Genomic DNA, 23,442 nt, shown 5'->3' with positions numbered 1-23,442 from the left:
CGCAAACCTTGCGCCCCCCTGTAGGAGCGGGCTTGCCCGCGAAGGGCTGCAAAGCAGCCCCAACCCTGCCGACCACAACCATGACCCCACCCCCCATCCTCCACAGCCACCCGCTAAGCGCCCGCTTCCAGGCCCTAGACCAGTTCCTGACCGAGCACCAGCACCTGTGGAAACCCAGGCCATTCACCGCCCTGCGCCTGGAATGGGAAGCCCAACACCCAGCGCTCGCCGCCCACCTGCGCCAATCCCCCCTGGCCGATGCCGACGCCGAGCCCGACCCAACCACCCTGCCCGCGCCCTTCCCGCAACTGGCCCAGCAAGCCCACCACCTCAGCGCCCTGGATACACTCCCCGACGCCGGCCTGCCGCCCGCTGCCCACCGCCTCGACGTCGGCGTACCAGGCCGCAAGTGGCAGCAGATCGAAGCCTTCACCCGCCGCCTGGCCTTCAACGAGCACCCCCAGCACTGGCTGGACTGGTGCTCCGGCAAAGGCCACCTTGGCCGCCGCCTGCTGCAACCCGGCCAGCAACTGAGCTGCCTGGAATACGACGCCGAGCTCGTCGCCGCCGGCCAAGCCCTGAGTGACCACCACCACCTACCCGCGCGCCATGTGCATCAAGACGTAATGGCCGCCGACAGTGCCCGCCACCTCGACAGCGACAAAACCGTGGTCGCCCTGCACGCCTGCGGCGACCTGCACGTACGCCTGCTGCGCCTTGCCAGCCAGCAAGGCTGCCGCCAAGTCGCGGTGGCCCCTTGCTGCTACAACCGCATCGAAGCACAGCACTACCAGCCGTTATCCACAGCCGCCCACGCCTCCAGCCTACAGCTTTCGCTGGACGACCTCGGCCTGCCACTGAGTGAAACCGTCACCGCCGGCGCCCGCGTGCGCCGCCAGCGCGACACCTCGATGGCCCGTCGCCTGGGCTTCGACCTGCTGCAACGCCAACAGCGCCAGTGTGATGATTACCTGCCCACCCCGTCGCTGCCGGTGGCCTGGCTGGAAAAGCCCTTCGAGGCGTATTGCCGCGACCTGGCCGCACTCAAGCAACTCCCGCTTAGCGGCACGCCAGACTGGTCTGCCCTTGAGGCGGCCGGCTGGCAGCGCCTGGCCGAAGTGCGCAACCTCGAACGGATGCGCAACCTGTTCCGCCGCCCGCTGGAACTGTGGCTGGTACTCGACCGCGCCCTGTTCATGGAAGAACAAGGCTATGCCGTGCGCCTGGGCTTGTTCTGCGACTATCCACTCACGCCGCGCAACCTCCTCATCCTCGCGGAACGCGACCGTTAGCCGCAGCACAACCTGTGGATAAGTCTGTGCACAAGCTTTTGATGAATGGTTGGATCCAAGCGCTATTTCAAGCGTTTGGCTTATTCCTGCAGGCAGTTCAAGGCCCGCAAAAACAGGCATTTGCGCAAAGACCAGCGGCGTATGGGTTCGGCATGCCTTTCGCGCAAGTTGGCAATGCTACTTGTGCATAAACTTTTGTTGTGCTTTCTGCAGAGGCCACAAAGCGGCCCGATGCGTCAACGGTTTTTGTTCTTGGCCAGCTCGATATCGTTCATCAACGCCTTGGCCAGCGCCGCCAGGTAATCGGCTGCGCCCAACAGCTTGTGGTCGTCTTCCATATCGCCCTCCCTGAGCAGGTGCTTGATATAGCCGAGCAGGATCGACACCTGCTCGTAGGCGTCGTCGATGGGGATGCCGGGTTGTACGCGCAGCAGGTTAACCGGTGGGTTGCCGACTTCGAGGAAGGTTTCCAGGCCTGCGGTGGTGATCTCAATGTGGGGCTGGGGTGGATCGGGGACGATTTTGATCATGGCGGACTTCCATTTTTTCTCAAAAAGGAACTGCCACCCGATCTTTCTCACGGATTGAAGGTGGCAGCCGTACGCGGGGTGAGAAACCGAGGAGAAAAAACGCGAAAAGACTCGGCCAGACCGAAGTCTGCCCGCGCACGGCCACCATTACAGTGCCGCCAATTTCTCAATCGGGTTCTCACACCCGGTCGCCGAAACGACCCGAAAACGGTATCCGTGAGGCACTTCCCCGACAACAGCGATACTTCGGCAGCGCGCGTAGGATAGGTCCGAAGCAGGCCAACCCCGAAGCATTTGGTTTCAGGTTCAGAAATGCCTTACAGGTCACGCACCGCCTTCCCTTCCAAGGTGTATCATCCGCCCCCCAAATCATTAAAAAGACACGTCGCACGCTGACCGCCAGCCCTGCGACCTTCTGGCGTTGCGCCAGAGCCGACAATGGAACAACGGACCCTCATCGTGACCCAAGCCAAGCCCCTTGCCCTGTTGACCCTCGCCATGGCCCTGACCGCGTGTGCCGGCGGCACCCCAAGCCAGCCTTCCAGCAATCTGGGCTGGGACACCCCCGCCATGCAGCTGGGCGGCGACCGAGGCCTCCCCTTGCGCGCCGAGCCCCCTTGCCGCAAGCGCGGCTGCGACAACGACAAGCTGTTTTTCAACCCCGGCAAAACCGAGCCAAACGTCAACACGATCCACCGCGGCTGGTAGGAAAAATCTCCTTTTAAGCCGGTGACTTAGCTCATTTGCAAACAATCGCAAGGAAGTGGTTTACAGGCGCCAAACGATCGTTATAATGACGCCCCATTGCCGGTATAGCTCAGATGGTAGAGCAACTGACTTGTAATCAGTAGGTCCCGGGTTCGATTCCTGGTGCCGGCACCATACGCAGTATCAAAAAAGGCTCACCGAAAGGTGGGCCTTTTTTGTTTGTGTGTCCGCTGCGACGCCCCATAGCCCCTCAGGGCAGCCCGATTGGCCCGCCACGGGATTGCCACCTTGCAGCGATCTGGATACGCACCAGCTTCAGTAAGCTGAGCTACCCCCATATCCAAAGGCCACCCATCCCCTTGAAAACTGCACGCCCCGTGTAGGAGCTGGCTTGCCTGCGATGGGCTGCACAGCAGCCCCAAGTGCCTCCGCCAAAACACCGTTCTCACCGCCAACCAGAGATTTCCCCAGCGCCCCAAAGGTCGCCCCCGCATAGAACCCGTACCCAGCGTAGTAATGCCTATCAAACAGATTGCTGGCATTCCAGAGCAGCTACCCAGACCGGTTGACGTGAATTGCGCCAACCGTATCCACCTCTTTCTCCTGGAAAGAGACGGGCACTTCAAACACTGCTGCAGCCCTGATCTCATATGGCCTTGCCGCAATCCCCTCGTGATAATCGACGGGACAAACGCCGGTGTCACCAGCAACAGCCATGTAGATGGTGCCGCAGACCAAGGAAATGGACTGCACCTGACTGACAGTCAGGCATGCCCCTGTCATCGCATTGCTGCTTGCACTTGGCTCAGGATCTCGCGGCACTGGTTTCGTCAGCCAATGCAGCCCCCACCCGCCCACCGGTAACGGTGCTCAGGAGGCCAGATCATGAGATGCCCTTGCTCCCGGTTGTAAGGAGCCGCCAGTCCCGCGTAGAGGACATTCCCCCCAGGTCGCAGGGGCCTTGATCCCTGATAACACTCAGGATTCTTGGCGGGATGACGTGGGGACGATCCAAAATGGGATTCGGGAGAGTTTTGATCACCGCGTTGATCGAGAGGGAAAAGGCATTTGACAATTGAGCTCTGCAAGACACAGGCGTTTGTGCTGATGAGAAGCCCTACGAACGGATCATATCAATGATTTCTGGCGATGGCAGAAATTTGACGTCTTGACCTAGAGTGAAAAACCTTACGTCGTTCTTTGAAAATCTCATGGCACCCATCACATCCCTCCAGGCCCTGCGGCTTCTCTGATAGCCTAAAGACTAGACAGGCCGAGAGCGTCGATCCTTCTGCTGAAAAAAGCGTTTTCAGATCAGTGCTCGCCCAACGTGGAAATCTGGTACTGCGTGGCGTAAAATTGAGCCCTGCGGCGCCCCAGACAACGGCTCATTACTGCTACGAACTCTGGTCTATACCTTTCTTTGCACATGACATGAAGAGTCGTACCCAATGAAGTCTCATTCTACCTCTTTCGATAATATAGCGATTTCTAATCCGAAGCTTTACAAAGCCCCTAAGGCATCGCATGAGTCTAGAGTATTTCCTTACTACGCCGGTTACTCCAGCGCGTTCTCTAGCAATATATTGTCTACATTGAAGCCGACTCGAAACGCTTTGGTATTTGACCCATGGAATGGTAGTGGAACAACTACAGCTTCTGCGTATTCGCAGGGTTTCGACTGCATTGGCTTTGACTTAAACCCTGTGATGGTTCTAGTCGCCAAGGCACGCCTACTATCGCCATTAGAGCGCCCTAGCCTGACTTCAATTGCTAAATCATTAATTGATCAGTCGCGACTAAGCATAGGGGCTCTCACGATCAACGATGACGAGCCTTTACTAAAATGGTTTAGTACTGGCAGTGCTATTGTTATCCGCAGCTTAGAAACGAGAATAAATAAGCTATTAATATCAAATGAAACATATATCCATCTAAACAACAATAAGGCCATGGATCAAGTTTCGTCAATAGCCGCTTTTTTTTACGTAGCACTATTTCGAACCACGCGAAAGCTGCTTCTAGACTTTATACCTTCCAATCCAACCTGGGTAAAACAACCTAAAACAAAGTTAAATCGCAAGCGGCCATCTCAATGTACTATTTATACCGTTTTTTTTGACGAGATCAGAAGCTTGAGTTTGCTCGATGAAGCTCACGAATTTAAATATCGCGAGACTGACTCAGCTGTAAGCTTAAAGATTGGAAACGCGGAAAACATTGCGCTCAATACCGAATCAGTCGATGCTATTATATCGTCCCCGCCGTACTGCACTCGAATAGATTATGCGGTATCTACCGCAATAGAGCTTGCGGTTATCCGATGCGAGCAATCCGAATTCGACACACTCCGCAGAGGGCTTACTGGAACATCTACAGTGCAACGTATTGCACCAGCCCTTGAGAGCAAGTGGGGTTCTACTTGCGCTCTATTCTTAGAAAGATTGTATAATCATCAGTCGCAGGCCTCAAAAGGCTACTACTTCAAAAATCATTTGCAATATTTCTCTTCATTATCTCGATCAGTTGGAGAAATTTCCAGAATATTGAGACCTGGAAGCCCCTGTTTTTTAGTGGTGCAAGACTCCCATTATAAAGAAATCCATAACGATGTACCCACGATAGTTACCGAAATGGCAAGCCATTTCGGATTAGCCATTGTGCGAAGAGATGATTTTAAGGCCTCAAGATCAATGGTTGATGTAAACCTTAAGTCCAAGAAATACCTCAACACCAGAAACACCACTGAAAGCGTTTTATGTTTTCAAAAAAGCTAGACACACTCCATTTTTTAAACAGATCATCCGTCGAATATCGTGACAGGGAGTAAGTAGATGAACGATTCAAATACTGCGGACGTCGATGGTATCGAAATGGAACCAGAGGGAGAAGGACTTTCTGGCTTCGAAAAAAAGTACAAGGCGCAAATGCGTCAAATTGTTACACAGAAGCTTGACATCCCGATCTCCACACTTCCTGCGATGCTTGATGATAATATTAAAATCAATCCAGAGTTTCAACGCCGTGATCGCTGGGATGAAGAAAGACAATCACGCCTAATAGAATCTCTTTTGATGAACGTCCCTGTCCCACCAGTTTTTTTAGGCGAGGATGATTACGGATTTTATGTTGTCTTAGATGGCAGACAACGCCTCACCGCAATCCAGAACTTCCTAAATAATACTTTAGCCTTGAAGGGACTTGTAGTCTGGGACGATTTGAATGGGCTTAGGTTCAATGACCTTGTCAAAAGAGGTCTGGATAAGCACCTAACTCGGCGTTTCCTTTCAGCAATTGCTCTACTTAAAGAATCTTCCCCAGCAATTAAATATGATGTTTTCGACCGTCTCAACACAGGTGGCGTCAAAGCTAATGAAATGGAAGTTCGCAATGCCGTCTTCCGCGGACCTTTTACGGATGCTTTGCATAAACTGTCACGCCACCCTGATTTTTGTAAAGCATGGGAAATACCTGTAGACCCGATTGAGGCACAGTCCAATCCAATCTACCAAAAAATGATCGACCTCTCCATTGTTTTGCGCTTCTTCGCTCTCTCTGACCCAGAAAAAATTGATACCACTTTCAAAGACTTTCTCGGAGAGTTTATGGAAGAACGCAACAAGCTATATATTGGAGATCCAAATCTAGAAAGAATGGATGCAGAACGCTTTGAGCGCGCAGTAGTAAACAGCCTTGCTGTGTTTGGTACGAATTCTTTTAGAAACCCTTCAAAGATGATGAAAGGGCCGCCGTCACTCCCAATTGCCGAAGCAATTATGATCGGTTTGGCAGAGTACGATCCAGCGCTAATAACAGCAGAAATTGCAGCGCAAATAAAGGCTGATTTCGCGACGCTTTGTGGCGATCCAGATTTTCTCAAGTCTGTATCAAGCGGCACCAATGGAAAAGGCGCCATCAAAACCAGGATAAACAAAGCGAGGGACATGTTTAGCTCGCACCTCAAAAAGAAATCTTGAGTTATGGCAAACAACTTCATAGCTACGAATGACTTTGTGTGCTCTCTTGAAACGATTGAAGAAGTAGCGCTATCATTATCAACTCCAGCGGCGCTCAAACCTAACCAACTCGCTTGCACAAATGCAATAAGCTGCTCAGTTATAGTACTACTTAGCGGGTATTTTGAGAATTACCTAAAGAACATAGTGAAAGATTACATCGAGGCCATCAACAACTTAAACAAACCTATAAACCAGATCCCGGTTAGCATGCGACTGAAACATTACTCTGGCGGTGCGGACGCCTTAGTAAATGCTAGTAAAAAGGACAAAAAACTCAAATCGACGAATATATCAGAAGACCTAGCCAGACGACTTGGATCTTTAGACCAACCGAAATACTATCTCGCTTGGGAGTCATTTGCCAATACAAAATCGAATCCTGGCACAGAGACTGTTACAACACTATTGTCTGGTCTTGAAATCGAAAAAGCTTGGAATTCGATTGGCGACCTAAATAAATCTCATGGACGATTAGATCTATTTCTCACGTCTTTCATAGAGATGCGTAATGTGTGTGCTCATACAGGTCGTCATCACACACCTCCTTCTGGAGCTGATCTAATAGACTATGTTGAAAAATTCAAAAGCCTGTCTGAGTGCATCGACATGGTGATAGGTTTACGACTAGAAAATTTTGCATAGCTCTTTTCCAGGCAGTGAAAGGGTAGATATTGAGATAGAACTTAATTACCCACCAAGCAAACCCTATATCTATCAAGTAATTACATACAAAATAGACTCCTGATGCCCAGCAGTATCAAAAAAGGCTCACCAAAAGTGAGCCTTTTTTACGCCATCACTAAAACGGTAATTTGAAAACCGCACCGCAAGCCCCACCCCACCTTGATCTCAATCAAAGCCCAAACCACCAAACCACATAGCGTGAAATCAGCCCCCACCTGCGAGGACTGAACACCATGCCCAAAAAATTCCCCACCCACCCCAGCCACCCCGAACGCATCTGCTGGGGCTGCGACCTCTACTGCCCAGCCAAGGCACTAGCCTGTGGCAATGGGTCAGACCGGACCATGCATCCAGTGGAGTTGTTCGGCGAGGACTGGGACAGGTTTGAGGACCGGTTGGATAAGCCGATTGATGAGGTGTCGGGGGTGCAATGCAGTTGATTGTGGGTGGAAAGGGGGCCGCTTTGCGGCCCATTCGCAGCACAAGGCTGCTCCTACAGGGGGGCGTCAGAATGACGTGCTGAGCGTCAGCGACAGATTGCGGGGGTCGCCATAGATTGCCCCGGCATAGAAGCCGTAGCGGGTGTAGTAATGCTTGTCGAACAGGTTATTGGCATTGAGGCTGACGCTGGTCTCATCCGTCAGCTGGTACTTGGCCATGGCATTCCAAATCGCATACCCCGACCAGTTGACGTCGGTCGAGCCTGCACTTACGCCATTGGTGGGCTGGCCTGCGGGGCTGGATACCGCGCGGATGTTGCTCTGCGCGGTAACCCCTGCGCCAAGCGTCAGGCGGTCCAGTGGGCCGGACAGGCGATAGGTGGTGGAGGCCTTGAACAGGTGTGATGGGTCGCTGCGGCCGTCGCTGTCGATGCGGCGGAAGTGCAGGTAGGTGTAGCCGGCGTAGACGTTCCAGCTGGGGGTCAGTGCGCCGGCGATTTCCAGGTCGATGCCGTCGGTTTCCTGGCCGGAACCGGCCTTGTAGGCGTCGTTGCCGGTGGGGGTGGTCAGGTCGCCGTCCAGCACAGCTTTGTTTTCCTGCTTGGTGCGGAAGTACGCGGCCGAGGCATTCAGGCGGCCATCGAACCACTCGCCTTTGATGCCGGTTTCGTAGCTTTGGCCGCGAATGGGTTCGACTTTGCTGCCGCTGCTGGTCTCGGCGGTTTGTGGGGTGAAGATGTCGGTGTAGCTGGCGTACAGCGAGTAGGTGTCGTTGAGGTCGTAAATAGCCCCCAGGTAGGGGGTGACGATGCCGTTTTCTTCCTGGCTGGTGCGCACGCCGGCGTTGCTGCGGGTAATGGCCGAGTAGTTGCTGGTACGCACGCCGACGATCACCGACAGTGGGTCGGTGATGCTCAGGCGGGTCGCTGCGTACATGCCTTGCAGGCGGGTGGTGGTTTTGCTGTGGCGGCCGGTGCGCGAGGCGAGCATGTCGTAATCGTCATCCACGCCATTGCGCCAGTCGGTCAGCGGGAAGCCGTTGTTGGCGCGGAACTGGCAACCCAGCGCTGCGGCGCTGACTTGGCTGTCGCTGACCATGTTGCAGGTGTATTCCGGCGACCAGGCGACGGTGCGGCTGTCGTTGTAGCCGACCATCGCTTGGTGGGTGCGGCCAAACAGCTGGAACGGGCCGGACAGGTCGATTTGCGCAGACTGCTGGGTGGTGTCGCTGGAGCTGTGCAGGCCGTTGAGCACGGCGCCGCTGCCGTCCTGGTCCCAGTAGCCGCCAAAGCTGCCGCGCCCGGCCGAGTTGACCTTGGCCAGGCCGCGGTGGTTGAGGGCTTCCGCGGTGCTTTGCGCGGCCTTGAGGTTCAGCGACCAGTCGTTGTCGAAGCGGTGTTCGAGGGAGCCGAAGGCGGTGCGGGTGGTGTACTCGCCAAAGCTCCAGCTCGGCACTACGTTGGTGCTGCGCGGCAGGTCGGTCTTGCTGCCGTCGCCGTACCAGATCGGGATGTTCGCGCCCCAGCCGCCGCCGACTACTTTGTTGTATTCGTACTGGTAGCCGGCGCCCAGGGTGGTGGCGTCGTCGAGGTCGAATTCGAAGTTGGCCAGCGCGGCGCGGGAGCGTTCGGACTGGTTGTCGCGGAACGAGTTGGCGTCCTGCTGGGTCATCACGAAGCGCGAACGCAGGCGGCCGTCTTCGGACAGCGGCAGGTTCAGGTCGGCGCCCAGGCGGCGTTTGTCCCAGCTGCCGTAGGTGGCGTAGGCGCTGCCGCCGAAGGTTTTGGTCGGGGCCTTGCGGATCAGGTTGACGGTGGCCGACGGGTCGCCGGTGCCGCCGAGCAGGCCGTTGGCGCCACGAACGATATCGATGCGCTCGTACAGGTCCATGTTCAGCGCATTACCCCCGCCGCTGAAATCGGAGCCACCCTGGAACTGCAGGCCATCGACCTTCCAGTTGGTGATGGAATAACCGCGGGCGCGGTAGTCGGTGCGGCCGCCCACTTCGGCCTTGCTCGCGGTCACGCCTGGCGTGGTTTCCAGCGCCTGCTCGATGGTGTGGATGGCGCGGTCGTCCATCTGCTGGCGGGTAATGGTGGTCACCGACTGCGGTGTTTGGCGCGGCGTCAGCTTGAGGCCGGTTGAACTGCGGCTGCTCTCGACCGTGTACCCTAGCTGGCCCGTTTCATCGGCAGGCACCAGCGCGCTGTCTTCGATCTGCGTGGCATCCAGCTCCAGGGGCTGGCTGTCAGCCGCCATCGCTCCACCGCTGATGGCCACGGCAATGAAGAAGGCCAGCGGGTTGAGGCGACTTCCGCCTCGGCTGATGGGAGAGAAGTCGTTCATGATGCTCCGAGGTTTCATTTGGGAAGGCTTCGTATTCGCAGATGATTTTTTGTTACGATTCTAGGGATCCGCCCTTGGGGCTCCAGGCCCGGCTTGTACGGGCTTGTAATCCAACGTAACGAGCGCCATCGGCCCTCATCGAACAGGTGTTTTTTGAAATGAGCACGACCCTGCTGGTTGTCGACGATGACGACGAGATCCGCGAACTTCTCTGCGATTACCTGACCGATGCCGGCTATACCGTGCTAGCGGCCGCTGACGGCGACGAGATGCGCCAGCAACTGGCGCTGCATAAAGTCGAGCTGGTGGTGCTGGACTTGATGCTGCCCGGCGAGGATGGCTTGAGCCTGTGCCGCCAGTTGCAATCGACGCCCGGGCTGGCGGTGATCATGTTGTCGGCCAAAGGCAGCACGCTGGACCGCATCATTGGCCTGGAAGTGGGCGCGGACGATTACCTGGCCAAACCCTTCGAGCCACGCGAGCTGATTGCCCGGATAAAAGCGGTGTTGCGCCGCCCGCAGCGCCTCGACACGCCGGTTGCAAAGCCTGCGGTGGAAGCGCAGCAGTTCGCTGGGTTTCGGCTCGACCACGTCAAACGCCTGCTCACCCGCCCTGACGGCGAAACGCTGACCCTGCCCCGCTCCGACCACCGCGTATTGCGCGAGCTGCTGGAGGCCAACAACCGCGTGGTGTCCCGCGATCAGCTGACCCGCAGTGCGTTCGGCCGTGACCACCTGCCTGACGACCGCTCGGTGGACATGTGCGTCAGCCGCCTGCGCCAACAATTGCGGCGCGCGCCGGGCGGCGCAGCGCAGATCCTCACCATCCGCAACGAAGGCTACTTGCTGAGCCTTGCGCGCAGCGAGGCTGATGCCTGACATGCGCTGGCTTCGCCGGCTGTGGCCGCGCACGCTGTTTGGCCAACTGCTGCTGATCATGGTCAGCGGCACCGTGGTGATCCAGTTGATGTCGAGCAGCATCTGGTTCGATGTGCGTTTCGCCCAGGTGCTTGAGGCCCCTGTTCGGCTGATCGCCGCCCGCAGCGCGCCGCTGATTGCCAGTGCCAATTGCCATGGCAGCCCGATGCAGGCACCTGCCCACTATCAGTTGCGCTGTGCCGAAAACCTGCCCGCGGCGGAACACGACGAACGCAGAGGGCGCAAGCGTATCGAGCTGCTGCTGCAACAGGCCCTCAAGTACGAGCTTGGCCACGCCCAGGAGGTGCGCCTGCTGAAGGTGCACCTGACCGATGAACTGGGCCAGCCGATTGTCTGGCGCAGCCTGTTCGGTTTGCGCACGGCGCAGGCACATATCGCGTTTGCCGTGCCGCTGGCCGATGGGCATTGGCTGACCATCGATGGCCAGGAGCTGCAGGGCTGGAGCGGCGAGTCCGCCTGGGTGTTGATCAGCGATTACCTGCTGCGGGTGTATGCCCTGCGCATCGTCGCTGTGCTGCTGGTGTGCCTGGTGGCGGTGCGCTTGTGCCTGCGCCCGTTGCGGCGCCTGGCGGATGCCGCGCGCGGCCTGGGCAGCAACCTGGAACAGCCGCCCTTGGCGCTGGACGGGCCGGAAGAAGTGCGCCAGGCCGCCCAGGCCTTCAACGCGATGCAGCAGCGGTTGATTGCAATGGTCAACGACAAGGCCTACTTCCTGGCTGCCGTATCCCACGACCTGCGCACCCCACTGACCCGCATGCGCCTGCGCCTGGAGCGCTTGCCGGACGACGAGCATCGCCAGCGCCTGCGGCAGAACATCACGCAGATGGACGACATGATTGGCCAAGTGCTCGATTACCTGCGGGCCGGGGAGCAGCAGAACCTGCAACAGGTGGACCTGGACCGGCTGGTGACGCGGCAGTGTGCCGACTTGTCCACAGCCCGCGAGCCACTGCCGGTTCATGGCCAGGGCGGCAGCTTGCGGGTTGATGCGCTGCTGCTGCAGCGCTGCCTGCAGAACCTGCTGGTCAATGCCTTGCGTTATGGCAAGGAGGTTTCGGTCACGCTGGAGCGCGCGACCACGGGGGTTTATATCCATGTCGATGACCGAGGGCCGGGGATCGCGCCAGGCTTGCTGGCGACTGTTACCGACCCGTTCGTGCGGGGTGAAGGGTCGCGTAACCAGGCGTCTGGCGGGTATGGCTTGGGGTTGAGTATTGCCCAGCGGATCGCGGCCAGCCATGGCGGCGAGTTGCTGTTGTGCAACCGCGACGGCGGTGGGCTGCGGGCCAGCGTGCTGTTACCTCGATAACCTGCCACCGCCCCTTTGTAGGAGCGGCCTTGCGTCGCGAAAGGGTCGCGTAGCGGCCCCGGCAATTTTGCTAGTAACACAAAACCTGGGGCCGCTACGCGACCCTTTCGCGACGCAAGGCCGCTCCTACAAAGAGCTGAGCGCTCGGGATCAGGTAACAGTGTTTTACCGATTGCCCAGGTTTTCCGCAGCCCGCCATTGCCTATCCTACGCGGGTCATCCTGCCTGCGATGGACCCATGAAACACTCACTGCCCAGCCGCTACGCCTGCCTTTTCATCTGCCTGTCGTTCACCTGTGCCAGCCTCCCATTACTGCCCCAACATGCCTGGCTCTGGCCATTCACACTGATCACCGCCCTGCTCAGCCTGGTCGGCCTCAATGACCTGCGCCAGAGCCACCACGCGGTGCGACGCAACTACCCGATCCTGGGCAACATCCGCTACCTGATCGAAACCATCCGCCCGGAAATCCGCCAATACCTGATCGAAGGTGACGACGACAAGCTGCCGTTTTCACGGTCCCAGCGTTCCCTGGTGTATGCACGGGCGAAGAACGAGAGCGCCGAAAAAGCCTTCGGCACGCTCAACGATGCCTACAAACCCGGCTTCGAATTCATCAGCCATTCGATGCTGCCGGTGGCCACGCCCGACCCCGCCTCGTTCCGCATCGCCATTGGCGGGCCGCAGTGCCGGCAACCTTACTCGGCATCGATCTTCAACATCTCGGCCATGAGTTTCGGCGCCCTCAGCGCCAACGCCATCGCGGCGCTCAACCAGGGTGCACGGCTGGGGCGCTTTGCCCATGACACCGGTGAGGGCAGCATCAGCCCCTACCACCGCGAACATGGCGGCGACCTGATCTGGGAGATCGGCAGCGGTTACTTTGGCTGCCGCACCGAAGAAGGCCGTTTCGACCCACAACGCTTCGCCGAGCAAGCCCGCTCGCCGCAAGTGAAGATGATCGAGATCAAGCTCAGCCAAGGCGCCAAACCCGGCCACGGCGGCATCCTCCCGGGGCACAAAGTCAGCCCGGAAATCGCCGCCACCCGTGGCGTGCGTGAGGGCGAGGACTGTATTTCGCCGGCCGCCCATAGCGCGTTCCGCACGCCGGTCGAACTGCTGCGGTTCTTTGCCAGCCTGCGCGAACTGTCGGGCGGTAAGCCGGTGGGTTTCAAGTTCTGCCTGGGCCACCCGTGGGAATTCATGGGCATTGCCAAAGCCATGCTGGCGACGGGAATCACCCCCGACTTTATCGTCGTCGACGGCAAGGAAGGCGGCACCGGTGCGGCGCCACGCGAGTTCAGTGACAACATGGGCGTGCCCATGCGCGAAGGCTTGATGTTCGTGCACAACACCTTGGTCGGCCTGAATTTGCGCTCGAGCATCCGCATTGGCGCGGCGGGCAAAATCGTCAGCGCCTTCGACATCGCCAGTGTGCTGGCCATTGGTGCCGACTGGGTGAACTCGGCGCGCGGCTTCATGTTCGCCATTGGCTGCATTCAGTCGCAGAGCTGCCACACCAACAAATGCCCGACCGGGGTCGCCACCCAGGACCCGCTCCGCCAGCGTGCGTTGGTGGTGCCGGACAAGGCTCAGCGGGTGGCGAGCTTCCACCGCAATACCCTGCATACATTGGCTGAGATGCTTGCGGCGGCGGGCCTGGAGCACCCGTCGGAGCTCAAGCCCAAACATTTGGCACGGCGTGTCAGCGCCAGCGAGATCGGCTTTTTTTCAGACCTGCATACGTTCCTCAAGCCTGGCGAATTGCTCAGTGGCTCGATTGAAAGCGAGTTTTATGCGCGGATGTGGCGGATGGCTCGCAGCGACAGTTTTGCGCCGGAGACTGGGGAGGAGGTGCTGGTAGCGAAGGCAACTGGCAGGCGCCGTGAGGAAAGCGTCCCAGCTTGATGAGCTGGGGCCGCTTTGCGGCCCTTCGCAGCGCAAGGCTGCTCCTACAACAGGGGCAGCGAGCGCAATGTCCATGTATTTGTAGGAGCAGCCTTGCGCTGCGAAAGGGCTGCAAAGCAGCCCCGACGCCATGCGATCAGAAGATGCTGATCGGGTACTCGACGAATACGCGGACTTCGTTACCGTCGTCGTTGTAGCCGTTCTGCTGTACGGCATTGTTGGTGCGTACGAACGAGCTGCGCAGCTTGACCGACAGGTCTTTGGCCGGGCCGTCTTGAACCACGTAACGGATCTGGTTGAAGATCTCGCGCTCTTTACCTTCACCGAAACCTTGCGGGTTGGCGACGTTGCGGGTGTTGATGTTGTCACCCACTACGTAGGCCAGCTTGTAGGTCAGGCCCGGTACGCCGTAGGCGCCGAAGTCCAGGCCGTAGCCCAGCTGCCAGGAGCGCTCGTCTTCGGCGTTGAAGTCAGACCAGTACGAGTTGGCCAGGTAGATGGTCGAACCACCGTCACCCACGCCGCCGGCGTTCTGGTAGAAGCCGTAGTTGTAACCGGTGCTGCCGGTGCTGCGCTGGTGAGCGATGGTGAACGAGTGCGCACCGTAGGCGTAGGTCGCCGCCAGGCTCCAGATGGTGTTGGAGTCACCATTGAGCTCGGCCGCTTTGACGAACTTGTTGTTGATGTCCGACTTGTAGCCGTTGAAGTCCAGGGTCAGGGACTGGTCGCTGGCGATCGGGAAGACATAGTTCATGCCCAGGTAGTGCTTCTGCATCACGTCTTCGTTGTCTGCGGTGTACAGCGAAGCGGTGAAGTTGTCGGTGAACTTGTAGCTACCACCGAAGACGTTGATCGACTTCAGGCCACCACCGTCACGACGCTCGGCACTTTTGCGCGCTTCTTGGGTGAAGCGGCCGGCGTTCAGTTCCAGGCCCTGGATTTCTTTGGAAGTGATCAGGGTACCGGTGAAGCTTTCTGGCAGCAGACGGGCGTCGTCGTACTGCAGCACAGGCAGTGCTGGCATCTGGTCACCGTACTTGAGCACGGTGTTGGAGATGCGGAATTTCACGGCTGCGCCGCCACGGGCCAGGTTATGTGGCGAGCTGGCGTTGCCGTCGGCGTTCTTGGTGTCGTGCGGTTTGAAGAAGTCGACGCCGCCGCCACCGTTGTGGCCTTTGCCGCCGTCCAGACGCAGGGCGTACAGGCCGAATGCGTCGACGCCGACACCGACGGTGCCCTGGGTGAAACCGGAGGAGAAGTTGGCGATGACGCCTTGGCCCCATTCGATCTGGTCATCGGTACCGTGCTTCTTGTCACGGTTGATGTAGGCGTTGCGCAGCAGAACGTTGGCGTGGCTGTCTTCGATGAAGCCCTTGCTGTCGGCCTGCTCATTGGCCTGGGCCTGGGTCGCGGCGATCATTGCCAGTGCGACCAGGCTGATCCTGGTTTTCAACATGTTGTTTTCCTTATTTCTTAATCAAAAACGCTTCGCAATATGACGCCAGGAACCAACGCCCCTTCGTAGGTTCGACGCTATGCGGATCCAGACTGAAAGGCTTGCCGGCAATCGCACGGTGGCCTTTTACAGCAGCATGGCCATGTCATGGCCAGCAGGCGTTGGCCGAATCCTAGCGGTGTGCGATTACAAATGTCAAAAAATCGTGAAATGCAGGTTGATATAACCAAAATCACCCAGGCTGCTGGTGCATTTCCATGCCTGTTGGCGCTATCAGTGGGCATTTTTTCTTCTGTCAGAAATGTCGCTTTGACCAACCCGGCAGCTTTCATGGGCGCGGAGCATACAACAGCGGCGGTTACAAAGTGATACATATGTAAAGACAACCCTTTACAAATACCCAAGCAACAGTAAATAGCAAGCATTACCATTCGCACCCTTTCTCACCTGCCACGGTCCGGATGTCTCCATGCTTGTACCCTGCCGCCTCTCCCCGCTGACGCTTGGCCTGTCGCTGCTGTTCAGCGCCAGCCTGGCCACCGCTGCCACCACCACCCTGCCGGAAATGTCAGTGACTGCCGAAGGCGAGCGCGAGGAGGACAACCCGCGGGTCAAGGAAGTCAGTACCGCGACGCGCACCTCGACCCCCGTGCGCTACGTGCCCCAGGCCATCGACACGGTCAAGACCGCCAACGTGCTGGACTACGGCAACAACACCCTGGGCAAGGCACTTGAGGGCATCCCCAACGTCAGCAGCGGCGCCGACACCCGCTTCGACAGCGTGCGCATTCGCGGCTTCGAGGCCAGCAACGATTTCTACCTGGACGGCATTCGCGACGACAGCCAGTACATTCGCGACCTGAACAACATCGAGCGGGTCGAGGTACTCAAAGGGCCAGCGGCGGTGCTGTATGGCCGCGGCAGCCAGGGTGGCATCGTCAACCGCGTCAGCAAGGCGCCGGAGCACGGCCGCCGTTCGAGCATCGAGGCGCAAGGCGGCAGCGAAGATTTGCGCAGCCTGTACGCCGACCTCAGCGCCGACCCCAGCGATACCATCAGCCTGCGCCTGAACCTGGGCAACCAGGACAATAACAGCTTCCGCGACGGCATCCATGGCAGCCGCCAGCTGTTCGCCCCGTCGATGAGCTGGCAGCTCTCGCCCGACCTGAACTGGCTGGTGCAGTACGAATACAGCCGCTACAACCGCACACCAGACCGCGGTATCCCTGGGGTCAATGGCCGCCCGGCCGACGTCAGCCGCAGCACCACCTACAGCGATACCCAGCGCGACTACATCGATGACCGCGCCCAGTCGCTGCGCTCGCGGCTCAACTACCAGCTGAACGAAACCTGGCAACTGCGCCACACCCTCGGCCTGTTCAAGCTCGACAGCGAGTTCGACAACACCTACGCGACGGGCTACAACGCCAGCACCAACACCGTCACCCGCCAGCGCTGGCAGCAAGACCTGAACACCCGCAACCTGTTCAACAACCTCGAAGCCGAGGGCGACTTCACTACCGTGGGGTTGGAGCACAAGCTGTTGGTGGGCCTGGAGTTCGGCAGCCAACGGCGTGACCCGACCCTGTACACCGCTGCGCCTAATAGTGTGCCCAGCCTGGACGTTGGCAACCCCGACCGCAGCCGGCAGCACACGGGCCCAATGTTGCTGTCAAGCGACAACCACACCGTGGTCCAAAGCCGTGGCCTCTACCTGCAAGACCAGGTCCGCCTGAACGATCAATGGCAGGTGCTCGCTGGCGTTCGTTTCGACCAGTTCGAGGTAGAGACCACCAACAAGGACGGCCTGACCGAGCCGCAGGACAGCAACACCACCAGCCCGCGTCTGGGTGTGGTCTACACGCCGTGGCGTGACCACTCCTTCTACGCATCATGGAGCAAGACCTTCTCGCCAGTGGGCGGTGGCCTGATCGGCATTACCCCTGGTGCGCCGGGCAACACCAACGACACCGGGCCAGAGCTGACCCGGCAGAAGGAGATCGGGGTCAAGAGCGACTGGTTCGACCAGCGCCTGACCACCACCCTCGCCGTGTATGAACTGGAGCTGTACAACCGCCGCACGCGTGACCCGGAGAACCCGGAAATCACCCTGCTCAGTGGCTTGCAACGCTCACGAGGCATCGAGCTGACCGCCACCGGCAATATCGTCGGCAACTGGTACGTGCGCGGGGGCATCGGCCTGCAGGATGCAACCATCGTCAAAGACAACAATAACCAGGAAGGCAACCGCATCAACGACGTGGCCAAGCGTAATGCCAGCCTGTTCGTGACCTGGAAACCAGAATTGGGCTGGTACGCCGAGACCGGCTTGACGTTGGTGGGTGAGCGTTATGCCGACAACCAGAACACCACGGTGTTGCCAGGCTACGGCCGCTGGGATGCGCTGGCCGGCTACCGCACCCACGACTGGGATGTGCGGGCGGCGTTGAACAACATTGCCGACAAGACCTACTACAGCTCGGCGACCAGTGCGGCGCAGATCCAGGTGGGCGACCCGCGGAGCCTGGTGGTGACGAGCACTTACCGCTTCTGATGTTTGTTGGCTGTACCGGCCTCTTCGCAGCACAAGGCTGCTCCTACAGGGATCGCGCGCCACCTGTAGGAGCAGCCTTGTGCTGCGAAGGGGCCAGCACCGGTAAAACCGATGAGATCAGTGCCACACCGCCATCAGCGCCTGCATCTCTGCTTCACTGATCAGCCCTTGCGGGTATCGCCCGGCAAGCAAACGTCGTGGGTCGGTCGTCCTGACCTGGATGTTTCCATGGTGCTTCAACCACTGCGCCAACAGCTTGAGCGATGGGTGGTTAACGGCCGATGGGCACAAAGCCGACTCACTTGCTGCGTTCATTTCCACACGTACTCCTTTGCCCGTGAGCGGCTAATTTACGTAGGCATTGTTACAGATCAGAGAGCCCGACCCATTCGAGCTATCTAATTGAAAAACAATACAAAACGTATGCCACTCAGGCGGCCGGACGTCGCTCGGAAAGGTCGCCCGAAAAAAAGGCCCGTCGTATGACGGGCCTCTTTATTCAGGGTGGTCTCAGCGCTTGACTGGCGCCGGCTGCTGCTGGGTCAGGCAGTGGATATTGCCGCCCCCCAACAACAATTCACGGCCTGGGATCATGACCACTTCATGATCAGGGAAGAGTTCGGCCAGGATAGCTCTGGCCTGGGCATCGGCAGGGTCATCGAAGCTCGGCGCGATGATGCCGCCGTTGACGATCAGGAAGTTCACGTACGAGCCGGCCAGGCGCACCGACGGGTCGCGCTCCTGGCTACCGGCCACTTGGTCGACACCAGCACACTCTTCAGCCGTGGCGTACAGCGGGCCAGGGATCGGCATCTTGTGCACCACGAACTCACGGCCTTTGGCGTCGCGGGTGTTCTTCAACACGTCCATCGCCGCGTGGCAGCGGGCGTAGTTGGGGTCGTTGGAATCATCGGTCCAAGCCAGTAACACTTCGCCTGGGCGCACGTAACAGCAGAAGTTGTCGACGTGGCCGTCGGTCTCGTCGTTGTACAGGCTGTCCGGCAGCCAGACCACGGTATCGACTGCCAACTGCTCACGCAGGACCGCTTCGATTTCCTCACGGCCCAGGTGCGGGTTGCGGTTACGGTTGAGCAGGCATTCTTCGGTGGTGATCACCGTGCCCTCGCCGTCCACGTGGATCGAGCCACCCTCCAGCACGAAGCCTTCGGTCTGGTAGCGCTGGCAGCGCTCCATTTCCAGGACCTTGGCGGCCAGTTCCTCGTCACGGTTCCAGGGTGCGTAAAGCCCGCCATCGAAGCCGCCCCAGGCGTTGAAGCCCCAGTCCACGCCGCGCACTTCGCCGTGGTCGTTGATGACGAAGGTCGGGCCGGTGTCGCGCACCCAGGCGTCGTCATTGCTGATTTCCACGACGCGGATGTTCGGCAGGTCGAGCTGACGGCGTGCGTTCTCGTACTGGCCAGCAGAAACACCCACGGTCACTGGCTCGAAGCGGGCGATAGCCTTGGCCAATGTCACATGGGCGGCCTGTGCCGGCTTGCCACCCAGGCGCCAGTTGTCCGAACGCTCCGGCCAGACCATCCAGACCTGGGTCTGCGGCGCCCATTCAGCGGGCATGTGGAAGCCGTCGGCACGGGGGGTAGAATTGAGGGTTTTCATGGTTAACCTCTGCGTAGGCCCTGAGCCGATGTGCGCTGGGGCGTTGGTCGATGGGGGTAGGAGCAACGATGGCAAATTTATAACCGATATATATCGGCTTTAAAAGCAAAAACAGTCGATCGGCAAAGCCTTATCGCTTATTAAATCGATATCCATCGGCATATCCATCATGATCACGCTCAAACCGATGATATTTGTCTGCCACCACCCTAGCCGACCAGCTAGGCTGCATGCCATAGAACTTGGTTTTCCAGAGGCGACTTGAGATGCGCATACTCGTCACAGGCGGCGCCGGCTTCATTGGCTCGGCGCTGGTCCGTCACCTGATCGGCAATACCGAACACGAAGTGCTGAACCTCGACAAGCTGACCTACGCCGGCAACCTCGAGTCGCTGCAAAGCATCGCCAACAATACCCGTTACGAATTCGTCCAGGCCGATATCGCCGATGCGGCGACAGTCAGTGCCGTGCTCGAGCGCTTCCAGCCCGACGCAATCATGCACCTGGCTGCCGAGTCCCATGTGGACCGTTCGATCGATGGCCCGGCGGCGTTCATCCAGACCAATATCGTCGGCACCTATGCCCTGCTCGAAGCCACCCGTGCCTGGTGGAGCCGCCTGCCTGCCGAGCAGCGCCGTGCGTTCCGCTTTCACCATATCTCCACCGACGAAGTGTATGGCGACCTGCATGGCGCCAACGACCTGTTCCACGAGACCACGCCGTATGCGCCCAGCTCCCCCTATTCGGCGAGCAAGGCCGCCTCGGACCACCTGGTACGCGCCTGGCACCGCACGTATGGCCTGCCGGTACTGATCACCAACTGCTCGAACAACTACGGCCCGTACCATTTCCCTGAAAAGCTGATCCCGCTGATGATCCTCAATGCCCTGGCCGGCAAGCCACTGCCGGTGTACGGCAATGGCCAGCAGGTGCGCGACTGGCTGTTCGTCGAAGACCACGCCCGGGCGTTGCTCGAGGTGGTGAGCCGCGGCGAGGTCGGCGAAACGTACAATATCGGCGGCCACAACGAGCAGAAGAACCTCGACGTGGTCCACGCCATCTGTGCCCTGCTCGACGAGCTGGCGCCACAGCACCCTGAAGGCGTGGCCCGTTATGCAGACCTGATCACCTACGTTCAGGACCGCCCCGGCCATGACCTGCGCTATGCCATCGATGCCAGCAAGATCGAACGGGAGCTGGGCTGGGTACCGCAGGAAACCTTCGCCACCGGGCTGCGCAAGACCGTGCAGTGGTACCTGGATAACCTGCAGTGGTGCCGCCATGTCCAGGATGGCAGCTACCAGGGGGAACGCCTGGGCAATACCGACATCAAGGAGCTCATTGCATGACCAAGGGCATCGTCCTGGCCGGAGGATCCGGCACCCGCCTGCACCCCATCACCCTCGGGGTATCCAAGCAACTGCTGCCGATTTATGACAAGCCGATGATCTACTACCCGATCTCGGTGCTGATGCTCGCCGATATCCGCGACATCCTGCTGATCTCCACACCCCAGGACCTGCCTCAGTATCGCCAGTTGTTCGGCGATGGCAGCCAGTTCGGCATTCGCATCAGCTATGCCGAGCAACCATCACCCGACGGCCTGGCCCAGGCGTTCCTGATCGGTGAGCAGTTCATCGGTGACGACTCGGTCTGCCTCATCCTGGGTGACAACATCTTCCACGGCCAGAGCTTCACCGAACAGTTGCAGCGCGCGGTCAGCCACCCCAGCGGCGCCACCGTGTTCGGCTATTGGGTCAAGGACCCGGAGCGCTTCGGTGTGGTCGAGTTCGACGAGCAGGGCAACGCGCTGTCCATCGAAGAGAAGCCACTCAAGCCCAAGTCCAGCTATGCCGTGACGGGCCTGTACTTCTACGACAACGACGTGGTCGAAATCGCCAAAGGCATTCGCCCCTCGGAGCGCGGCGAGCTTGAGATCACCGATGTCACCAATGCCTACCTCCAGCGCGGCGACTTGCGCGTGGAGCGCTTTGGCCGTGGCTTCGCCTGGCTCGACACCGGCACCCACGAGAGCCTGCTGGATGCCTCGCAATATGTGCAAACCATCGAGAACCGCCAGGGGCTGAAAGTGGCCTGCCTGGAAGAAATCGCCTTCAACAAGGGCTGGATCACCCGTGACCAGCTGCTGGCCAAGGCTGAAAAACTCAAGAAGACCGGTTACGGTCAGTACCTGGGCAAACTGGCAAACGAGTCTGCATGAACATCATCCCCACCGAGATCCCTGACGTACTGATCATTGAGCCAACGGTATACGGTGACAGCCGTGGCTTCTTCTTCGAAGCCTTCAATGCCCGCGAGTTCGCGAAGCACACCGGCGTCACCGTGGACTTCGTCCAGGACAACCACTCGCGCTCCGTCAAAGGCGTGTTGCGCGGCCTGCACTATCAGGTGGAAAACACCCAGGGCAAACTGGTGCGGGTGGTACAGGGCGAGATTCGCGACATTGCCGTGGACGTGCGCAGGAGCTCGCCCACGTTCGGCAAATGGGTCGCGGTGCACCTGTCGGCCGATAATCATCGGCAATTGTGGATTCCACCGGGGTTCGCCCACGGCTTCTCGGTGGTCAGCGAATCGGCCGAGTTTCTCTACAAGACCACGGACTACTACAACCCTGGTGCAGACCGTTGCATCCGCTGGGATGACGCTGAGCTGGCCATCGACTGGCAACTTGCGGGGCCGCCGGTGTTGTCGGACAAAGACAAGGTCGGCGTACCGCTGAGCGAGGCGCAACTGCTGCCATGAAAATCGTCGTCTGCGGCCGTAATGGCCAGGTTGCCCAAGCGCTGCAGGCGCAGTTGGCCGGGCTTGGCGAGCTACACGTGCTTGGCCGCGAGCACCTCGACCTGGCACAGCCCGAGGCCCTGCGCGAACCGCTGCGCCGGCTCGCCCCCGACCTGATCATAAACGCTGCTGCCTACACGGCGGTGGACCAGGCCGAACAAGAGCCCGCGCTGGCCTTTGCAATCAATGCCCATGGCCCTCGCGTGCTCGCCGAAGAAGCAGCACGGCTGGGTGCGCCGCTCATCCACTACTCCACCGACTACGTCTTCGACGGCAGTAAGGCCACGCCCTATACCGAACAAGACACGCCCAACCCCCTGGGGGTTTATGGCCACAGCAAACTGGCCGGCGAGCAGGCGATTACTGCGGTAGCCGGCCAGCACCTGATCCTGCGCACCAGCTGGGTCTATTCGTTGTATGGGCGCAACTTCCTGCTGACAATGCAGCGCCTGCTGCAGGAAAAGCCCCAACTGCGCGTGGTAAACGACCAGATTGGCGCGCCGACGTCAGCCGCTACCCTTGCTGCCAGCACCCGCACGCTGATCGAGCGCTGGCAAGCCGGGCAGGCTGGCGACTGGGGCACCTACCACCTCACTGCGCAAGGTGAGACCTCATGGTTCGGTTTCGCCCAGGCGATCGCCGAGCAGTTGCAGGCGCAAGGGTTACCCTGTGCCGAACTGCAGCCGATCCCGTCCAGCGAATACCCCACACCCGCCCGCAGGCCACTCAATTCACGCTTGGACTGCTCACGCTTGGCCCAGCAATGGCACATCAGCCTGCCGCACTGGCAGCAGGCGCTGATCGACTGCCTCAAGTAGCGCATAATTGCGTCAGACTT

20 protein-coding genes and 1 tRNA gene are annotated in these 23,442 nt (G+C 59.1%); 16 read left to right on the top strand and 5 right to left on the bottom strand.

Annotated elements, in window-relative coordinates:
- Positions 1-80: 80 nt before the first annotated feature.
- Positions 81-1,292 carry a methyltransferase gene (locus GIB19_RS17000; protein ID WP_274887273.1) on the top strand — a complete coding sequence of 404 codons (1,212 nt, stop codon included), beginning with the start codon at positions 81-83 and terminating at the stop codon, positions 1,290-1,292.
- Positions 1,293-1,528: 236 nt separating this feature from the next.
- On the opposite strand, the gene GIB19_RS16995 is transcribed toward GIB19_RS17000, so the two are convergent.
- On the bottom strand, positions 1,529-1,822 hold the full coding sequence (locus GIB19_RS16995; RefSeq protein WP_186682943.1) for a DUF3077 domain-containing protein: 294 nt from the start codon (positions 1,820-1,822) through the stop codon (positions 1,529-1,531).
- Between the two features lie 459 nt (positions 1,823-2,281).
- Between GIB19_RS16995 and GIB19_RS16990 the strand changes: the two genes are divergently transcribed.
- The 6 genes from GIB19_RS16990 to GIB19_RS16965 all read left to right on the top strand — a co-directional run bounded on the left by GIB19_RS16990 (position 2,282) and on the right by GIB19_RS16965 (position 7,673).
- The gene (locus GIB19_RS16990) at positions 2,282-2,530 is read left to right on the top strand and encodes a hypothetical protein (protein ID WP_274887285.1); all 249 of its coding nucleotides are present in this window, start codon (positions 2,282-2,284) and stop codon (positions 2,528-2,530) included.
- A 98-nt stretch (positions 2,531-2,628) separates the two neighbouring features.
- A tRNA-Thr gene (locus GIB19_RS16985) sits at positions 2,629-2,704 on the top strand.
- A gap of 1,277 nt (positions 2,705-3,981) precedes the next feature.
- Complete coding sequence (locus GIB19_RS16980) at positions 3,982-5,307, top strand: DNA methylase (protein ID WP_274887270.1); 1,326 nt, start codon at positions 3,982-3,984, stop codon at positions 5,305-5,307.
- A gap of 57 nt (positions 5,308-5,364) precedes the next feature.
- Positions 5,365-6,507: a DUF262 domain-containing protein gene (locus GIB19_RS16975; RefSeq protein WP_274887268.1), complete on the top strand. Its 1,143-nt coding sequence runs from the start codon at positions 5,365-5,367 to the stop codon at positions 6,505-6,507.
- A gap of 3 nt (positions 6,508-6,510) precedes the next feature.
- Positions 6,511-7,191 (top strand): MAE_28990/MAE_18760 family HEPN-like nuclease, encoded by a 681-nt coding sequence (locus GIB19_RS16970; protein WP_274887267.1) that lies wholly within the window; start codon positions 6,511-6,513, stop codon positions 7,189-7,191.
- 275 nt (positions 7,192-7,466) lie between these two features.
- The gene (locus tag GIB19_RS16965; protein WP_099428088.1) at positions 7,467-7,673 is read left to right on the top strand and encodes a DUF3079 domain-containing protein; all 207 of its coding nucleotides are present in this window, start codon (positions 7,467-7,469) and stop codon (positions 7,671-7,673) included.
- Positions 7,674-7,739: 66 nt separating this feature from the next.
- Here GIB19_RS16965 and GIB19_RS16960 read toward each other — a convergent pair whose 3' ends face one another.
- Complete coding sequence (locus GIB19_RS16960) at positions 7,740-10,037, bottom strand: TonB-dependent siderophore receptor (protein WP_027595216.1); 2,298 nt, start codon at positions 10,035-10,037, stop codon at positions 7,740-7,742.
- 140 nt (positions 10,038-10,177) lie between these two features.
- On the opposite strand from GIB19_RS16960, the gene GIB19_RS16955 reads away from it, so the two are divergent.
- The 3 genes from GIB19_RS16955 to GIB19_RS16945 all read left to right on the top strand — a co-directional run bounded on the left by GIB19_RS16955 (position 10,178) and on the right by GIB19_RS16945 (position 14,175).
- Complete coding sequence (locus GIB19_RS16955) at positions 10,178-10,897, top strand: response regulator (protein ID WP_274887265.1); 720 nt, start codon at positions 10,178-10,180, stop codon at positions 10,895-10,897.
- A gap of 1 nt (position 10,898) precedes the next feature.
- A complete protein-coding gene (locus GIB19_RS16950; RefSeq protein WP_265969862.1) occupies positions 10,899-12,266 on the top strand; it encodes an ATP-binding protein in 1,368 nt (455 codons plus the stop codon).
- Positions 12,267-12,504: 238 nt separating this feature from the next.
- The gene (locus GIB19_RS16945; RefSeq protein WP_274887263.1) at positions 12,505-14,175 is read left to right on the top strand and encodes an FMN-binding glutamate synthase family protein; all 1,671 of its coding nucleotides are present in this window, start codon (positions 12,505-12,507) and stop codon (positions 14,173-14,175) included.
- Positions 14,176-14,311: 136 nt separating this feature from the next.
- On the opposite strand, the gene GIB19_RS16940 is transcribed toward GIB19_RS16945, so the two are convergent.
- A complete protein-coding gene (locus GIB19_RS16940) occupies positions 14,312-15,631 on the bottom strand; it encodes an OprD family porin (protein ID WP_027595212.1) in 1,320 nt (439 codons plus the stop codon).
- A gap of 192 nt (positions 15,632-15,823) precedes the next feature.
- Here GIB19_RS16940 and GIB19_RS16935 point away from each other — a divergent pair, with 192 nt between their 5' ends.
- Both GIB19_RS16935 and GIB19_RS16930 read left to right on the top strand, forming a co-directional pair.
- The gene (locus GIB19_RS16935) at positions 15,824-16,000 is read left to right on the top strand and encodes a hypothetical protein (RefSeq protein ID WP_265969863.1); all 177 of its coding nucleotides are present in this window, start codon (positions 15,824-15,826) and stop codon (positions 15,998-16,000) included.
- Positions 16,001-16,100: 100 nt separating this feature from the next.
- Positions 16,101-18,185, top strand: a complete 2,085-nt coding sequence (locus GIB19_RS16930) for a TonB-dependent receptor (RefSeq protein ID WP_274887261.1) — start codon at positions 16,101-16,103, stop codon at positions 18,183-18,185.
- 117 nt (positions 18,186-18,302) lie between these two features.
- Here GIB19_RS16930 and GIB19_RS16925 read toward each other — a convergent pair whose 3' ends face one another.
- The gene (locus GIB19_RS16925; protein WP_027595210.1) at positions 18,303-18,500 is read right to left on the bottom strand and encodes a hypothetical protein; all 198 of its coding nucleotides are present in this window, start codon (positions 18,498-18,500) and stop codon (positions 18,303-18,305) included.
- A 195-nt stretch (positions 18,501-18,695) separates the two neighbouring features.
- A complete protein-coding gene (aguA, locus tag GIB19_RS16920; protein ID WP_274887260.1) occupies positions 18,696-19,802 on the bottom strand; it encodes an agmatine deiminase in 1,107 nt (368 codons plus the stop codon).
- 266 nt (positions 19,803-20,068) lie between these two features.
- Here aguA and rfbB point away from each other — a divergent pair, with 266 nt between their 5' ends.
- Genes rfbB through rfbD form a run of 4 tightly spaced genes read left to right on the top strand, consistent with a single transcriptional unit; the run spans position 20,069 to position 23,422 of the window.
- Positions 20,069-21,151: a dTDP-glucose 4,6-dehydratase gene (rfbB, locus tag GIB19_RS16915; RefSeq protein WP_027595208.1), complete on the top strand. Its 1,083-nt coding sequence runs from the start codon at positions 20,069-20,071 to the stop codon at positions 21,149-21,151.
- Positions 21,148-22,023, top strand: coding sequence for a glucose-1-phosphate thymidylyltransferase RfbA (gene rfbA / locus GIB19_RS16910; protein ID WP_027595207.1), 876 nt, complete (start codon positions 21,148-21,150; stop codon positions 22,021-22,023). Before rfbB ends, rfbA begins: the two co-directional genes overlap by 4 nt.
- Positions 22,020-22,565, top strand: a complete 546-nt coding sequence (rfbC, locus tag GIB19_RS16905) for a dTDP-4-dehydrorhamnose 3,5-epimerase (RefSeq protein WP_027595206.1) — start codon at positions 22,020-22,022, stop codon at positions 22,563-22,565. The genes rfbA and rfbC overlap by 4 nt, the downstream gene beginning before the upstream one ends.
- On the top strand, positions 22,484-23,422 hold the full coding sequence (gene rfbD / locus GIB19_RS16900) for a dTDP-4-dehydrorhamnose reductase (RefSeq protein WP_446731390.1): 939 nt from the start codon (positions 22,484-22,486) through the stop codon (positions 23,420-23,422). The genes rfbC and rfbD overlap by 82 nt, the downstream gene beginning before the upstream one ends.
- Positions 23,423-23,442 lie beyond the last annotated feature (20 nt).

Origin of the sequence: Pseudomonas sp. ITEM 17296 (genome assembly GCF_028895205.1) — a bacterium.
Classification (GTDB): Bacteria; Pseudomonadota; Gammaproteobacteria; order Pseudomonadales; family Pseudomonadaceae; genus Aquipseudomonas; species Aquipseudomonas kermanshahensis.
The sequence above is the reverse complement of the archived record's forward strand: the minus strand, read 5'-3'. Positions and strand labels throughout refer to the sequence as shown.